Annotated in this window: 17 protein-coding genes; 5 read left to right on the forward strand and 12 right to left on the reverse strand. The window is 73.0% G+C overall.

All coding sequences use genetic code 11. The annotated features are described in order from the left end of the window. Positions 1-756 (forward strand): SDR family oxidoreductase, encoded by a 756-nt coding sequence (locus ACZ7LT_RS00260; RefSeq protein WP_471232395.1) that lies wholly within the window; start codon positions 1-3, stop codon positions 754-756. A gap of 191 nt (positions 757-947) precedes the next feature. Here ACZ7LT_RS00260 and amaP read toward each other — a convergent pair whose 3' ends face one another. From amaP to ACZ7LT_RS00285, 5 genes are all read right to left on the reverse strand, one after another. Continuing rightward, positions 948-1,547 (reverse strand): alkaline shock response membrane anchor protein AmaP, encoded by a 600-nt coding sequence (gene amaP / locus ACZ7LT_RS00265; RefSeq protein WP_471232396.1) that lies wholly within the window; start codon positions 1,545-1,547, stop codon positions 948-950. A gap of 4 nt (positions 1,548-1,551) precedes the next feature. Beyond that, positions 1,552-2,172 (reverse strand): DUF6286 domain-containing protein, encoded by a 621-nt coding sequence (locus tag ACZ7LT_RS00270; RefSeq protein WP_471232398.1) that lies wholly within the window; start codon positions 2,170-2,172, stop codon positions 1,552-1,554. Continuing rightward, positions 2,169-2,516 carry an Asp23/Gls24 family envelope stress response protein gene (locus ACZ7LT_RS00275; protein WP_471232399.1) on the reverse strand — a complete coding sequence of 116 codons (348 nt, stop codon included), beginning with the start codon at positions 2,514-2,516 and terminating at the stop codon, positions 2,169-2,171. The genes ACZ7LT_RS00270 and ACZ7LT_RS00275 overlap by 4 nt, the downstream gene beginning before the upstream one ends. A gap of 6 nt (positions 2,517-2,522) precedes the next feature. Beyond that, a complete protein-coding gene (locus ACZ7LT_RS00280; RefSeq protein WP_471232400.1) occupies positions 2,523-2,723 on the reverse strand; it encodes a hypothetical protein in 201 nt (66 codons plus the stop codon). Positions 2,724-2,811: 88 nt separating this feature from the next. Next, positions 2,812-3,297 (reverse strand): Asp23/Gls24 family envelope stress response protein, encoded by a 486-nt coding sequence (locus ACZ7LT_RS00285; RefSeq protein ID WP_471232401.1) that lies wholly within the window; start codon positions 3,295-3,297, stop codon positions 2,812-2,814. Between the two features lie 102 nt (positions 3,298-3,399). On the opposite strand from ACZ7LT_RS00285, the gene ACZ7LT_RS00290 reads away from it, so the two are divergent. Then, the gene (locus ACZ7LT_RS00290; RefSeq protein WP_471232402.1) at positions 3,400-4,290 is read left to right on the forward strand and encodes a hypothetical protein; all 891 of its coding nucleotides are present in this window, start codon (positions 3,400-3,402) and stop codon (positions 4,288-4,290) included. A gap of 147 nt (positions 4,291-4,437) precedes the next feature. Here the strand turns inward: ACZ7LT_RS00290 and ACZ7LT_RS00295 are convergent, their stop codons facing one another. The 4 genes from ACZ7LT_RS00295 to ACZ7LT_RS00310 form a co-directional block, all read right to left on the reverse strand. Then, entirely contained in the window at positions 4,438-5,238 is an 801-nt protein-coding gene (locus ACZ7LT_RS00295; RefSeq protein WP_471232404.1) for an enoyl-CoA hydratase/isomerase family protein, read from the reverse strand. A 175-nt stretch (positions 5,239-5,413) separates the two neighbouring features. Beyond that, a complete protein-coding gene (locus ACZ7LT_RS00300; RefSeq protein WP_019885249.1) occupies positions 5,414-5,635 on the reverse strand; it encodes a helix-turn-helix domain-containing protein in 222 nt (73 codons plus the stop codon). 332 nt (positions 5,636-5,967) lie between these two features. Next, positions 5,968-7,566 (reverse strand): ribosomal protection-like ABC-F family protein, encoded by a 1,599-nt coding sequence (gene abc-f, locus ACZ7LT_RS00305; protein ID WP_471232406.1) that lies wholly within the window; start codon positions 7,564-7,566, stop codon positions 5,968-5,970. 190 nt (positions 7,567-7,756) lie between these two features. Continuing rightward, positions 7,757-8,563, reverse strand: a complete 807-nt coding sequence (locus ACZ7LT_RS00310; RefSeq protein ID WP_471232408.1) for a hypothetical protein — start codon at positions 8,561-8,563, stop codon at positions 7,757-7,759. A 221-nt stretch (positions 8,564-8,784) separates the two neighbouring features. Between ACZ7LT_RS00310 and ypfJ the strand changes: the two genes are divergently transcribed. Both ypfJ and ACZ7LT_RS00320 read left to right on the forward strand, forming a co-directional pair. After that, positions 8,785-9,675, forward strand: a complete 891-nt coding sequence (gene ypfJ / locus ACZ7LT_RS00315) for a KPN_02809 family neutral zinc metallopeptidase (RefSeq protein ID WP_471234742.1) — start codon at positions 8,785-8,787, stop codon at positions 9,673-9,675. Between the two features lie 123 nt (positions 9,676-9,798). Continuing rightward, entirely contained in the window at positions 9,799-10,200 is a 402-nt protein-coding gene (locus ACZ7LT_RS00320) for a VOC family protein (RefSeq protein WP_471232409.1), read from the forward strand. A gap of 48 nt (positions 10,201-10,248) precedes the next feature. Here ACZ7LT_RS00320 and ACZ7LT_RS00325 read toward each other — a convergent pair whose 3' ends face one another. From ACZ7LT_RS00325 to ACZ7LT_RS00335, 3 genes are all read right to left on the reverse strand, one after another. Then, entirely contained in the window at positions 10,249-11,697 is a 1,449-nt protein-coding gene (locus ACZ7LT_RS00325) for a hypothetical protein (RefSeq protein ID WP_471232411.1), read from the reverse strand. Between the two features lie 77 nt (positions 11,698-11,774). Next, positions 11,775-12,902 carry an alpha/beta hydrolase family protein gene (locus ACZ7LT_RS00330; RefSeq protein ID WP_471232413.1) on the reverse strand — a complete coding sequence of 376 codons (1,128 nt, stop codon included), beginning with the start codon at positions 12,900-12,902 and terminating at the stop codon, positions 11,775-11,777. A gap of 77 nt (positions 12,903-12,979) precedes the next feature. After that, positions 12,980-13,636 carry a class II aldolase/adducin family protein gene (locus tag ACZ7LT_RS00335; RefSeq protein ID WP_471232415.1) on the reverse strand — a complete coding sequence of 219 codons (657 nt, stop codon included), beginning with the start codon at positions 13,634-13,636 and terminating at the stop codon, positions 12,980-12,982. Between the two features lie 267 nt (positions 13,637-13,903). Here ACZ7LT_RS00335 and ACZ7LT_RS00340 point away from each other — a divergent pair, with 267 nt between their 5' ends. Next, positions 13,904-15,169 carry an inorganic phosphate transporter gene (locus ACZ7LT_RS00340; RefSeq protein ID WP_471232417.1) on the forward strand — a complete coding sequence of 422 codons (1,266 nt, stop codon included), beginning with the start codon at positions 13,904-13,906 and terminating at the stop codon, positions 15,167-15,169. Positions 15,170-15,180: the final 11 nt, after the last annotated feature.

Consider the following 15,180-nt stretch of genomic DNA (forward strand, 5'->3'; position numbering starts at 1 on the left):
ATGGATCTTGGACTGAAGGACCGTGTCTATGTCGTCACCGGAGCCACCCGGGGACTGGGCCGCGCCTCCGCGCAGGCGCTGACCGCCGACGGAGCGAAGGTCGCGATCACCGGCCGGGACGAGAAGTCGGTGGCCGACGCGGCGGCGGAGCTGGGCCCGAACGCCGTCGGTGTCGCGGCGGACAACGCCGACCCGACGGCGGCGGAGCGCGTGATCACGAAGGCTCGTACCGAATTCGGCCGTTTTGACGGGATTCTGGTGAGCGTGGGCGGACCGGCTCCGGGGTTCGCCGCGGACAACACCGACGACCAGTGGCAGACGGCGTTCGAGTCAGTGTTCCTGGGCGCGGTACGGATGGCCCGCATCGCGGCCGAGTCGCTCACCGAGGGCGGTGTGATCGGCTTCGTGCTGTCGGGTTCGGTGTATGAGCCGATCCCGGGGCTGACGATCTCCAATGCCCTGCGTCCGGGGCTCGCCGGCTTCGCCAAGTCCCTCGCCGACGAGCTCGGCCCGCGCGGGGTGCGCGTGGTCGGCCTGCTGCCGGCCCGGATCGACACGGACCGGGTCCGTGAACTCGACGCCCTCTCCGGCGACACGGCCGCGGCCCGCGCCGCCAACGAGGCCCGCATTCCGCTGCGCCGCTACGGCACGCCGGAGGAGTTCGGCAACACGGCGGCGTTCCTGCTCTCCCCGGCAGCGTCCTATCTGACGGGCGTCATGATCCCGGTGGACGGCGGGGCGCGACGCGGCTTCTGAGGACGGGGGCGGCTTGGGGCGGCGGGGAGCTGGCTGCCGGGTCCGCGTCAGGTCACGCGCCGTGCGTCGCGACGGCGGAACGGGGCGAGCCCGTGCCCACGGGAGCCGGTGCCGCGGGCCTGCGTCGGCTCACGCGCCGCGCGCCGCTCCGGACGGGCGGGCGGGCGAGCCGCCGGTGTCCCGGGTCCGCGTCAGGTCACGCGCCGCGCGCCGTGGCGGACCGCACGGAGTCGGGTCTCCGTCGGGAGCTCCTTCAGGCCCGCGGAGTCGCGGGCGTGGGCCAGGGCCTCGTCGGTCAGCCGGGTCAGGGTCGCGCCGGGCGACGCGTACGGTTCAAGGAGCAGGGCGATCCGGGTCCTCGGGGCCGTACGGCGGCCGGTCAGCAGGACCCGGGCGCGGGCGACGCCGTCCAGGGACTCCGCCTCCCGCTCCATGACGGTCTCCAGCGCCCGGCCCCGCAGCAGCGCGCCTTCGCCGTCACCGCTGTCGATCAGGACCTCCGCCAGCCGGGCACGGCGGAACTGCGCCAGCAGCCACCACAGCGCCAGCACGACGAGCAGCGCGAGCCCGCCGATCACCGCCGGCCACCACCAGACCTCGTCCTTCCAGCGGGTGCGGCCGGACGTGCTGAGCAGCACGTCGTCGGGGCCGGACCAGGGCCACCAGGACGGCACGCCGAGGCCGAGGCCTGCCGCGAGGACCGCGCCCCCGACGGCCAGCAGGGCCAAGCCCGCGACGCCCAGCAGTGTGCGGTCGACCCCGCGGACGACTCTCCGGACCACCGCCGTCACGTCCTCACCTCTTCTTCCTCGGGGCGCGCCCGACGCGCACCGTCAGCGACGGCTGCCGGGCCAGCCCCAGCTCCTTGATGCCGGCGCCCACGACCTCGTCCAGGTCGGCGCGTACGTCGTCGAGTTCGCGGAAGTGGGAGACCGCGCGGACACCGACCTTCCGCCGGCCCATGCCGACCCGTACGGACTGCACACCGGAGACCTCCATGGCACGGTCCCGCAGTACGAGCGCCGCCGCCTCGCGGTCGAGGCCCGCCCGGACGGCGGGCGCGTCGCACCGCATCGGGAGCACGGCCCGCAGGCCCGGCGTGACGGCGAGCACGATCAGCCAGAGGCCGACGAGCATCGCGAGCCCGGCCGCCACGAGGACCCAGATGTCGTCGAGGGGGTGGGTGGCCAGTTCGTCGGCGAGGGTCCGCCGCCACCACATGGCCTGCCGGCCGGCCCGTACGGACGCGATGTCGTAGAGCAGCAGTCCGGCCGCGCCCAGGACGACCAGCGACACCAGGACCGCCGGAATCCGCCGGGCGGCCCAGAAGCGCCGCGGCGGGGGGCTCTCCTCGCCGGCCGGGGCCGGCACCGGGCCGTGGGTCGCGCCGGAGGTGGTCTGGTCGAGTTCGGTCATCGGAGCTTCCCCCGGTCCTCGTGGCGCGTGTGCGCGGAGTGCAGGCGCTCCACCTGGACCGCTACCTCCGGCACCTCCATCCCCGCCAACGCCCTTACCCGCTCGGCGACATGGCGACGCACCCGGCCGCACTGGCGGCCGAGGTCGGACGGATAGTCGACCTCCAGACTCACCCTCACGCGTGCCATGTCACGGTGTACGTCGACCGAGGCACGCGGCGCCGCGCCGCCTTCCGGTACGCGTACCACCGCCTCGCGCGCCGCCTGTGCGGCGATCTTCGCCACCACCCGGTCGGCGATCGTGGTCGCCCCCCGGTCGGCGGCCCCGACCCGCTGCGCCGCCACGCCGGGTCACCGCCGCCGTTCGCCGCGCTCGCGCCCCTCGCGGCCTCGGAAGAGATCGCCGGGTTCAAGGTCTCCGTCGAGGAACCGACCGGCCACGAAACCGATCGCTCCCAAGGCCGCCACCAGCACGAACGCCCCGAAGCCACCGAAGTATCCGGCGAAGCCGAGCGCCATACCGGCCACCAGACCGACCGCTGCCATGCTCATGCTGTGCCCCTTCAACGCCTTCTTCGGCCCGCTTCAGCCCGCTTCAACGCCTACCCGGGCGGTCGCCCCCCAGGTCCGGCGAAGCCGGTCACTGAATCCGGGTCTCCGGTTCTTCTTCCTCTTCGTCGGGGAGCTTCACATCGCTCACGGCGATGTTCACCTCCACGACCTCCAGGCCGGTCATCCGCTCGACGGCCGTGACGACGTTCTCGCGTACGGCCCGGGCGACATCGGAGATCGCGACGCCGTACTCGACGACGATCTCCAGGTCGAGCGCGGTCTGCACCTCGCCGACCTCGGCCTTCACACCACGGGTGACACTGGACTTGGTGCTGCCGGGGACCCGGTCGCGCACGGCGCCGAAGGTACGGGACAGGCCGCTGCCCATGGCATGGACACCGACCACGTCCCGGGCGGCCAGCCCGGCGATCTTCTCCACGACCCCGTCGGCGATGGTCGTCCGCCCGCGGACGCCCGGGTCTCCCCCGCCCCGCCGGGTCGCGGACGGCTTGGACAACGTCCGTCCGGTCTCGTCGGGGGTCTGTTGCTGCCTGCTCTGTGTGGCCTCAGTCATCGCCGTTCATCCCTTCCGGGCGGATCTGGACTCCCTTGCCCACATTAGGTGCGCTTTCCCGATCCTGCGTCGGGAATGCGGCAGGCTGGAGGAATGGCAGGTGTGACGGCAGACGCGGCGGCGGGCGGTACGGGCACGGGGACGACCGGCGCCGGATGGACGGCCGCGGTGCGCAGCCGGCTCGGCCTCGGCCGGCTGCTGCCGCTGGGCGGGGCCGAGGACGGTGCCTGGCTCGCGGAACGGGCAGCCGTATCGGTCCTCCGGCGGGCGGCGAGCGAGGTACGAGGGGTGGCGCCGGGCGCAATGAGGGTGGCCCTGGCGGACCCGGACACACCCGGGAAATCGGCGTTCCCGGTGCCACCGGGGGCGCCGGGGCCGGGGCCGGTGCGGATCAACGGGGAGTTCGTGGCCTCGGGCGACTCGCCCCTGCCGGCACTCGCCGAGGAGCTGCGCACCGCGCTCTTCGCCGCGGGTGAGTGGCTCGGGCTGACCGTCGCCCGGGTGGACCTGCGGGTGACGGGCCTGGGAGACGCACCCCCGGATCCGGGCGAAGCGGCTCCGCCGACCGGGCGAACCGCCACGCCGCCGAGCCCTGCGGCCGCCGGGGCGGTGGCCGAGCCCGTGGCCACGGCGGGCGGGCCCATGGGGACTTCGGTGAGCGATGCCGTAGGCGCGGCGGCGGGTGCTCCCTTGGGGAAGGCCGTGAGCGATGCCGTGGGCGCGGCGGCAGGCACTCCCCTGCCTGCTGCGGCGGGCACTCCCCTGGGAGTGACCGATCGCATCGCCGCGGCGGTGCTCGCGGTCGACGGTGTGGACGCTCTGACGACCACCCTGGGCCCGTCCGTCCACCGCGCGCCGGACCATCTCCGCGTGGAACTGGCCATCTCCGCCGGCCACCATGTGCTGACCGTCGTCCGCGCGGTGCGCCGGGCGGCCGAGGCGGCCCAGCCCCGGCCGCTGCCCGTGACGGTGCTGATCACGCGGGTGGGCTAGGCGTCCCGACCGCGGACGGGACCTGGGAGGCCGCCCTGGCGCGAGGCAGCAGGAGCCGTCCGGCGCCAGGCCGCGTCCGGCCAGGCCGGGTACGGGCCGGCCGGCTACGGGCCCGTCCGGGCAGACCGCGTCCGGGCCGCGTCCGGATCAGTCGCCGAGGCCCGCCAGGTCGCGCAGGCGGCGGGCCTGGGCGGCGCGTTCGGCGGTGCGCTGCTCCTCGTACGTACGGTCCAGGGCCCCCCGGAGCAGGGCCTTGGTCTCGATGACGGCGTCACGCGGCGCCGCGAGCAGGGCCGCGCTCAGGTCCCGTACCGCGCCGTCGAGCTCGTCGACGGGGACAGCGAGGTTGGCGAGGCCGGTGCGCTCGGCCTCAGCCGCGCCGACGAAGCGGCCGGTGGCGCAGATCTCCAGCGCGCGGGCGTAGCCGACCAGGCCGACCAGCGGGTGCGTGCCCGTGAGGTCCGGCACCAGGCCGAGGCTTGTCTCACGCATGGCGAACTGGACGTCCTCGGCCACGACGCGCAGGTCGCAGGCGAGGGCCAGCTGGAAGCCGGCACCGATCGCATGACCCTGGACGGCCGCGATGGACACGAGGTCGTTACGGCGCCACCAGGTGAAGGCTTCTTGGTATTCGGCGATGACCGCGTCGAGGTCCGCGTCGGAGCCGCGCGCGAGGTCAAGGAGGGACGGCTCGCCGTCGAAGCCCTCGGGCGTGAACGCCTGCCGATCGAGCCCCGCGGAGAAGGATTTGCCCTCGCCGCGCAGCACCACGACCCGCACGCTGCCCGGCAGCGACCGTCCGGCCTCCGCCAACGCCCGCCACAGAGCGGGAGACTGGGCGTTGCGCTTGGCCGGGTTGGTCAGGGTCACCGTGGCAACGGCGTCCTCGACGGTGAGCCGCACACCGTCCTTGTCGAATACAACGAGCACAGAGTCGAGCGAGGTCATGGGGCTCCTCCGGTTCCGGTGCAGCACAGTCAAGTGACTGCACAGTAACCACCCGGTCGACCGCACGACCGACCGGGTGGTCACGCCGAAATCGGTGGGGCCGCACGAACCGCGCCCGGACGAGCAGCGCCCTCGGTCCCGGAGGTTCCGGGAGGGCCGGGGACGCCCCTGGGCGTCAGGCCGTGGGGGCCTTCTTGCCTCGGGTCGCTCCGCCGCGTCCCCGCAGCGTCACTCCGGACTCACTGAGCATCCGATGGACGAATCCGTAGGAGCGGCCCGTTTCCTCGGCCAGCGCCCGGATGCTCGCACCGGAGTCGTACTTCTTCTTCAGGTCTGCCGCGAGCTTGTCGCGCGCGGCGCCGGTCACCCGGCTGCCCTTCTTCAGAGTCTCGGCCACCCGTGCCTCCTCATGGGAAGTGCGCTCTGGACTCTCATGATCACCCCTCTGGAGCGGGATGGCCACCCATTCGACAAGGTCTGTGCGACGAGGTTTGGCGGACGGAACGCCGTCCTCACGACCGGAATCTCAGATTCCGGTGAACCGTTTTCCTTGCCCGGGGCCGAGATCGGTACGTATCGCCAGGTCAGCGGCGCGCCTCTGGCGCCCCGGGAACGACGGCGCGGCGTGGCCCCGGGTGGACGCGATCCACCGGAAGCCACGCCGCGGTACGAGACGCTCTCACTCAGATGATGGATCACCCATGGGCCGAATGATCCATACGGAGACGATCAGGCCAGGGCCACCAGGTCCGCGTAGTCAGCTCCCCAGAGGTCCTCGACACCGTCCGGGAGCAGGATGATCCGCTCCGGCTGGAGCGCCTCGACGGCGCCCTCGTCGTGGGTGACCAGCACGACCGCGCCCTTGTAGGTGCGCAGCGCGCCGAGGATCTCCTCGCGGCTGGCCGGGTCGAGGTTGTTCGTCGGCTCGTCGAGGAGGAGGACGTTCGCCGAGGAGACGACCAGGGTGGCCAGGGCGAGCCGGGTCTTCTCACCGCCGGAGAGCACGCCGGCCGGCTTGTCGACGTCGTCGCCGGAGAAGAGGAAGGAGCCGAGCACCTTGCGCACCTCGACGAGGTCGAGGTCGGGCGCGGCGGAGCGCATGTTCTCCAGGACCGAGCGGTCCGGGTCGAGGGTCTCGTGCTCCTGCGCGTAGTAGCCGAGCTTGAGGCCGTGACCAGGGGTGACCTCGCCGGTGTCGGGCTTCTCCACACCGCCGAGGAGCCGCAGCAGCGTGGTCTTGCCGGCGCCGTTGAGGCCGAGGATGACGACCCGCGAGCCCTTGTCGATGGCGAGGTTCACATCGGTGAAGATCTCGAGCGAGCCGTACGACTTCGACAGCCCCTCGGCCGTCAGCGGGGTCTTTCCGCACGGCGCCGGGTCCGGGAAGCGCAGCTTGGCGACCTTGTCGGCGACCCGGACCGCTTCCAGGCCGGAGAGCAGCCGCTCGGCGCGGCGGGCCATGTTCTGGGCGGCGACGGTCTTGGTGGCCTTGGCGCGCATCTTGTCGGCCTGCGAGTTGAGGGCCGCGGCCTTCTTCTCGGCGTTCTGGCGCTCGCGGCGGCGGCGCTTCTCGTCGGCCTCGCGCTGCTGCTGGTAGAGCTTCCAGCCCATGTTGTAGACGTCGATGGTGGAGCGGTTGGCGTCCAGGTAGAAGACCTTGTTGACGACGGTCTCCACGAGATCGACGTCGTGGGAGATGACGATGAAGCCGCCGCGGTAGGTCTTGAGGTAGTCGCGCAGCCAGACGATCGAGTCGGCGTCGAGGTGGTTGGTCGGCTCGTCGAGCAGGAGGGTGTCGGCGTCCGAGAAGAGGATGCGGGCGAGCTCGACGCGGCGGCGCTGACCGCCGGAGAGGGTGTGCAGCGGCTGGCCAAGGACCCGGTCGGGCAGGCCGAGGGCGGCCGCGATGGTGGCGGCCTCGGCCTCGGCGGCGTACCCGCCCTTGGTGAGGAACTCGGTCTCCTGGCGCTCGTACTGCCGCATCGCCTTGTCACGCGTGGCGCCGGTGCCGTTCGCGATGCGCTCCTCGTTCATCCGCATCTTCTTGATGAGGACGTCGAGGCCGCGGGCGGAGAGGATGCGGTCGCGGGCGAGGACGTCGAGGTCGCCGGTGCGCGGGTCCTGCGGCAGGTAGCCGACCTCGCCGGAGCGGGCGATCTGGCCGGCGGCGGGGATGCCCTCACCCGCGAGGCACTTGGTGAGGGTGGTCTTGCCGGCGCCGTTGCGGCCGACGAGACCGATGCGGTCACCCTTGGCGATACGGAAGGACGCGGATTCGATGAGGACGCGGGCGCCGGCGCGCAGCTCGATGCCGGAAGCGGTGATCACGGACAGACTCCAGGGCGGATATGGACGGCGGAAGGACGGCGGGGCGCGGGGCTTCGACGCCGCTAATGCACAGGGAGAATGGCCATGGAGGCCAGTCTAACGGGCCTGTGCAACTGGTTTTCTGCCGTGCGACGAGGGTCACTCCGGGGGCACCGGCCCCCTGGACCCTCCCGCCCCTGGTGGCCTGGGGCTACGGCTTCGGGGTGGGGATCTCGTTGCCCAGCGGCTCGCGGTCGGGCTCGATCCGGCCGAATTCGTCGACGGCGACGAGCTCGGCGGTCCAGGCGGCCGGCTCGGTGCAGGGCTGGGCGATCAGGAGCGCGCCGGGGGTGCGCAGATGGCGCTTCGGGACGTACGTACAGCCGCGGCGCGGGGGCAGGATCCAGCGCAGGTCGCCGTCGGCGACGCGGTAGGCGGCGATGCGCTCGGGGGTGACGACGGCGAGCATCTTGGCCTGCGGGTCGAGCGGCTGAAGCACGGCTCCGCTGCGGGCGTCGAAGGCGGGGATGACGCGGTGCCAGCGCACGGCGCTGCCGTCCTCGCGCACGGTGTCGGTGACCATGCCGTCGCTCCACAGGGCCAGTGCGTGGCCGGGCAGGGGCAGGACGGCGAGGGGGCGGCGGCCCTCGCGGGTGTAGGTCCAGCGGCGGTGGCCGGTGGCCGGGTCGTACGCCTCGACGGCGTGGCCGCGCACCCTCAGGGCGGGCTCCATGGCCGTGACGGCGGCGGAGGTGTGGGCGGTGAGGCGGTCGCCGTAGGGCACGGCACGGGAATGGGTGGCCGCCGCGGTCACCAGGGGCAGGGCCAGCGCGGCGATGACGGCAGCGAGCGCCAGGCGTACGCCCCGGCGTACCGTCCGGTTGACGCTTTGGTCGGCGTTCCGATCTGCGTTCCGGTCGGCGCTGCGGTCGACGCTTCCGGCGGCGGCGCTTTCCGCGATGTGGTCGGCATCGCGGCCGGCGCTGCTTTCCGCGCTGCGGTGCGGCTGAGCGGTCACCCTTCCCCCTTCGACGCCATGTGGTGGGCACGGCGTGGATTTCTTGGTGCCACGGCAGCACAGGCTAGGGAACGGGCCGTGGTTCTGGCCATTGATCCGGCGAATCAGGCGCAGAGCGTAGCGGCGCCAGGGGGACAAAAGGGGCAAGACGCACCGCAGTGATCGATACTCGGCGCAGGGCGGCGGCCACTGCCGCGGCAGTGACGCGGAGGGCGGTGGCCGTGCAGTTCGACGACGACGCAAGTCTGGACACCTCGGAAGTCCAGGACGTCCGCGGCAGCCGCATTCCCGGGGGCCGGGCCACCGTCGGCGGCGGCATCGTCGGATTCATCGCGTTGATCCTGGGGCTGTTCTTCGGGGTGGGTCCGGAGCAGCTGGGTCTGTCGACGGGCAGTGACGAGCCCGGGGCCACGGCGTCGTCGGCGGCGGAGGTCAATCGCAGCTGCCGGACGGGAGCGGACGCGAACACCCGCCAGGACTGCCGGATCGTGGCGGTCGTCAACAGCGTGCAGGACTTCTGGCGGGCGGAGTACGCGCGCCGGGGCGGCCGTTACGCGGACGCCCGTACGGTGATGTTCACCCAGCGGATCGGTACGGCGTGCGGGTCGGCGACCGCGGCGGTGGGGCCGTTCTACTGTCCGGGCGACCGGCAGGTCTATCTGGATCTGGGCTTCTTCGACGAGCTGCGGACCACGTTCGGTTCGAGCGGGGGGCCGTTCGCGCAGGCGTACGTGGTGGCGCACGAGTACGGCCACCATGTGCAGAACCTGATCGGGACGCTGGCGCGGGCGCAGGACGGGCGGACGGGCGCGGCGAGCAACGCGGTGCGGGTGGAGCTGCAGGCGGACTGCTACGCGGGGGTGTGGGCGCGGCACGCGACGACGACGCCCGACGAGAAGACGGGGCGACCGTTGTTGACGCGGCTCGACGAGACCGACATCCGGGACGGTCTGGACGCGGCGGCGGCCGTCGGAGACGACCGTATCCAGGAGAAGTTCCAGGGACGGGTGACGCCGGAGAACTGGACGCACGGCTCCGCGCAGCAGCGTCAGGAGTGGTTCTCCACCGGCTACCGGACCGGCGACATGGCCCGGTGCAACACCTTCCGCTGATCCTCCGGGCGCTTTCGGCGCGTTGTCAGTGGTGGATGCCAGACTGAGATCCAGGTCACATTCCCAGGTCCCGACCTGCGTACCGAACGTACCGACCGTACTGAGCGAGAAGGAGTGATCGGCATGTCAGAAGCACCCCACATCTGTCCCACCCTGACCTACGACGACGCCAAGGCCGCGATCAAACAGATCACGGAGGCCTTCGGCTTCACGCAGAACGCCGTGTACGAGGGCGAGAACGGCCAGGTGGTGCACGCCGAGCTGTCCTACGGCAACGGGATGGTGATGCTGGGCAGCAAGGGCACGGGAGGAGAGTTCGACAAGTTGATGCGGGACGCCGGTCCGGCGGGGGTGTTCGTCCATGTCGACGACGTGGACCAGCATCACGCGCGGGCGGTGGAGCACGGTGTGGAGATCGTGATGCCGCCGACCGACCAGGACTACGGCTCACGCGACTACATGGCCCGGGACGCCGAGGGGAACATCTGGAGTTTCGGGACGTACACCCCCGGCGCCTCGGAGTAGCGGCGGACCGGGCCCGAAGGGCAGACAGAAGCCCTTCGTGCAGGGCCCTCACGCGCCTCCGGTGTGCACCTGGAAGGCGGCTCTGCGGACCGCCTTGGCCAGGGCCGGATCGGGGTGCGCGGCGGCGAGGGCGACCAGGACCTGGACCGTGCGGGGGTGTCCGACGGCCCGGACCTCGTCGAGGAGTGCGGGGACGGTTCCCTGCACGGCCGATTCGAGGTGCCGGACCAGCAGGGAGCTCTCGCCGTGGTCAGCAACGGCGGCGGCGGTGTCCACCCAGAGCCAGGTCGCTTCCTCACGACTGAGGACGTCGGGGGCGTCGTCGGGGTCCATGCCTTCGAACTCGGCGAGCCACAGCAGCGCGTACGGGCGCAGCGAGGGCTCTTCGGCGGCGGCACGGACCTCGGCCTCGGCCGGGGCTCCCACGACGCGCAGGGCGTCGAAGGCGAGGCCGCGCAGCAGCGCGTCCTCGCCGCGGGCGACGGTGAGCAGTTCGGAGACAGCGCTGGCGAGCGGGCGGGCGGCGAGCCAGGCGCGGTATTCGGTGCGGGCGGGTCCGGGAGTGAGCCGGGTGGAGCCGCGGAGCATGTCCTCGGCGGACTGCTCGATATGGCCGGCGGGGCTCTGCGCGGCGACGCAGATCTGCTCCAGCTTGACCCAGACCGCCCAGTTGCCGAGCGGGGTGAGGGTGGCCTGGCCGTCGCCGAGGGTCAGGGCTCCGACGGCGGCGAGGCCGTCCAGGGCCCAGTCGAGGAGGGGGGAGAGCGGTACGGCGGGGGCCGCGGCCCCGCCGGGAAGCGGGACCGGCAGCGGCACGGGGATCGCGTCCGGGCCCGGAGCGGGACGGGTGTCCGGGGCGGGATCCGGGTCCGGGTCCTGGGGGCCGTAGGGGACCTCGCAGCGCTCCTCGCGCAGTTCGGCGACGCGCTGTTCCAGCAGGTCGAGCAGGGCCGGTACGTGCACGGGGCCGGCCGAGAGCTGAAGGAGGGAGAGCACCTGGGGGACGGCTTCGACGACCTCGGCGACGGCGGCGGGCGCGACGGCGGCCGGGGCGGGGTGGACCAGCGACCAGGCGTCGAAGAGCGCGACCCAGCCGCGCAGGACGGCGGTGTCGTCACGGTCCCAGGCGTGCAGGCGCCAGCCGGGGCGGGCGGTGGAGCCGTGGAGCTCGACGAGTCCGGCGAGGCGGGCGCGGTCCCAGCCCTCGCGGACCTGGTCGGGCGTCAGGTCGAGGGCGGCGGCGGCCCGTTCGCCGGTGGGCGGGGCGTCGGGGCGGTGCCCGGCGGCGGCCCAGCGGGCGACGCGGACGGCGTCGGCGAGGACGGCCCGCGCCTGGCGGGCCAGCTCCGCGGCGGGCGGGGTCCCCTCGGGCGGCCGCGACGCCGGCCGCGTGCGCCGGGTCGTCACGGCCCGTCGGGCCGTGGTGAGGGGCCGCGGACGGACGAGTCGGAGTCTGGAGTTGCGCGCCAATTGCTCATCAGGCTTTCGAGACGTCACGGGAGCAGTCTTCCCGCTGACGGCCCGAAAGCCCAAACGGAATGAGATTCACCGCGCTCGGATGAGGGGGTGCGGGACTACATGAGGGGGGTGAGGAAGCGCCGGAGCGCCTCTTCGTACCCGGCGGGGTCGGCGTTCCACATGGCCGCGTGCGGGGCGTTCCTGACGGTGTGCAGGGTGACGAGGTCGGAGCGGCGGGCGGCCAGCTCCTGGGAGGGGCCCCAGGGGGCGATGGTGTCGTCGGGGCCGTGGAAGATCAGGGCCGGGACGCGCATGACCTCCGGGTCGGCGGCTTCCTGGAGCCGGTCGCCGTGCAGGCCGGTGCGGCCCTGGGCGGCCCGGACGGCGAGCGGCAGGAGCCTGCTGGGGGTGCGGCGGGCGGCGGCGAGGGCGCGCAGGGTGGCCTCCCAGTCGAGGACGGGCGAGTCCAGGACGAGTCCGCTGATGCGGTCGCGCAGGCCGGAGTTGGCGGCGGCGTGCAGGGCCATCGCGGCGCCGGTGGACCAGCCGTGCAGGATGACGCGGTCGGCGCCGAGGCGGACGGCGTGCCGGATGGCGGCGTCCACGTCGCGCCACTCCGAGTCGCCGAGGTGCCCGAGGCCGTCCGGGGAGCGGGGGGCGCCCGGGTCGCCCCGGTAGGCGAGGTTGAGCACCGGGAACTGGTGGCGGTTGAGGAAGGCGAGGAGATTGAGGGGGTGGTGCCGGGTGGTGCCGAGGCCGTGGACGGTGATGACCCAGGTGCCGCGGGCGGCCGGTACGAGCCAGGCAGGGAGGGCGCCCAGTTCGCCGGGGACCTCCAGGTCCTCGTGGTCGAGGCCGAGGGAGTCGGCGGGGGTGCCGCTGTAGAGCTGGGGGGTGAGCCGGACGCGGCTGCCGGTGTGCGGGGTGCCGTGCTCCACGCGCTCCAGGCGGCGTACGACGGTGTCCGCGGTGTGGGCGACGCCGTCGAGGACGGGGCCGACGACGGCGTGCAGGTCGTTGCCGGCGAGGCCGTAGGTGCCGGGGCGCAGGGCGGCGAGGCTGCGGGTCAGGGTGATCCGGCCGGGCGCCGTGTCGTGGACGGTGAGCCGGGGGTCGCCGGGCAGGGGCCGGCCGGGCGGTGTTCGCAGGGCCGCGTCGCTGGCGTACCGGCCGGCCGCGACCGCGGCCGCGCCGATGCCTATCAGGGTGGTGACGGCTGCTGCCGTCGCTGTAGCCGGGCGCACGCTCCCAGTGTCGGCACGACCGTCGCGCCGTGCCAGTGGGCGGCCCGCGCCCGGCGCCGGGCGCGGGCCGGGCCGGGTCAGGCCGGGCGGCCGTAGCCGTGGAGCTTCTCGGCGGCCTCGTCGAGCTGGGCAGGGGTGAGCAGGGAGGGGGTGCGGCCGGGGAGCGTGCTCGCGGTGAGCCAGACGTGGCACATCCATTCGAGCTGGGCCGTGCGGTCGTAGGCCTGGGCGAGGGTGTCGCCGTAGGTGAGGGTGCCGTGGTTGCGCAGGAGGCAGCCGGTGCGGCCGTCGAGGGCGTCGAGCACGTGGCCGGCGAGCTCCTCGGTGCCGTAGAGGGCGTACGGGGCGACGCGGACGGGGCCGCCGAGGGCGCCGGTCATGTAGTGCACGGCGGGGAGCTCGGGGACGAGGGTGGAGACGGCGGTGGCGTGGACGGCGTGGGTGTGGACGACGGCGGCGGCGGAGGTGTTCCGGTAGACGGCCAGGTGCATGGGCAGCTCGCTGGTGGGCGGGAGCGTGCCGCGCACGGGCCGCCCGTCGAGGCCGACGGCGAGGAGGTCCTCGTCGGCGAGACGGTCGTAGGGCACCGCGCTCGGGGTCACCAGGACGAGGTCCCCGACGCGGACGGAGACATTGCCCGACGTGCCGACGACGAGTCCGTCGGTGACGGTCCTGCGGGCCGTGGCCACGAGCTCCCGCCAGGCCTCTTCGAGAGTCTGTTCCATGGGGTCCATGGGGTGATCGTGCCAGCCGGGGGGTGCGGCCGCGGCAACGTGATCAGTATCTCTTCCGGGGTGCGGGGCAGACCGGCCGAAGAGACCCGCAAGAGCCCGAAAGCCGCGTCCTGCCCCGAAACCACGGGCCGGAGGGCCGCTTCGAACGGGAAGCGGAGGGACATGCACCCGAATGGGGACACCACCACAACCCTCCCAGTTCACCTTCCGTTCACTCAGGTTGCCTACGTTCATCCAGCCACTGACGTCAAACGATTGCCTGGGTAAATGGAACACATCACGCTGCTGCTCGCGATTGTGGTCGTGACAGCTCTCGTGTTCGATTTCACGAACGGTTTCCACGACACCGCCAACGCGATGGCGACGACCATCTCGACCGGTGCCCTCAAGCCCAAGACGGCGGTGGCCATGTCCGCCGTGCTCAACCTGGTCGGCGCGTTCCTGTCGGTGGAGGTTGCCAAGACGATCTCCAAGGGGCTCGTCAACGAGGAGGGCATCCAGCCCGAAGTCATCCTCGCCGCGCTCGTCGGCGCGATCCTCTGGAACCTGGTGACCTGGCTGGTCGGTCTGCCGTCCAGCTCCTCCCACGCCCTGATGGGCGGCCTCATCGGCGCGACCATCGCCGCGATCGGCGTCAGTGGCGTCAACGGCGGGATCGTCGTGACCAAGGTGCTCATCCCGGCGATCGCCGCGCCGCTGGTCGCCGGCCTGGCCGCGATGTTCGCCGCCCGCCTGACCTACCGCCTCGACAAGAACGCGGACCGCAAGACGACCGAGAAGGGCTACCGGGCCGGTCAGATCGCGTCCGCCGGTCTCGTCTCCCTCGCCCACGGCACGAACGACGCCCAGAAGACCATGGGCATCATCACCCTCGCCCTGGTCGCCGGCGGCGTCCTCGTCCCCGGCTCCAACCCGCCCGTCTGGGTCATCGTCTCCGCCGGTGTGGCGATCGCGCTCGGCACCTACCTCGGCGGCTGGCGCATCATCCGCACGATGGGCAAGGGCCTCACGGACCTCCAGCCGCAGCAGGGCTTCGCCGCCCAGACCAGCGCGGCCACCGTCATCCTGGCCTCCTCCAGCCTGGGCTTCTCCCTGTCGACCACGCACTCCTGCTCCGGCGCCGTCATGGGCGCGGGTCTGGGCCGCAAGGGCGGTGTCGTCCGCTGGTCGACCGCCACCCGGATGTTCGTCGCCTGGGGCCTGACCCTTCCGGCCGCGGGCCTGGTCGGGGCCGGAGCCGAGTACGTCGCCAGCCAGGGCGAGTGGGGCGTCTACGCCGTCGCGGCCTTCCTGGTCGCCTCCTGCGTCGCCATCTGGCTCGTCTCCCGCCGCCAGGTGGTCGACCACACCAACGTCAACGACGTCAGCCCCGACGCCGAGCCCGCGGGTGTCGTGACCACCGCCATCGCGGCTGTCACCCCGCCGCCGGCCGGCTCTGTCGCCGCCGTCGCGGACGAGGACCTGAAGACCACCATCCCCACGCCGGCCCCCACGGACCCGGCCGCTCCCACGGCCCCCGCCGCCGCGCTGTAAGGAACGAACCA

This window comes from Streptomyces sp. NPDC039465 (assembly GCF_055639315.1).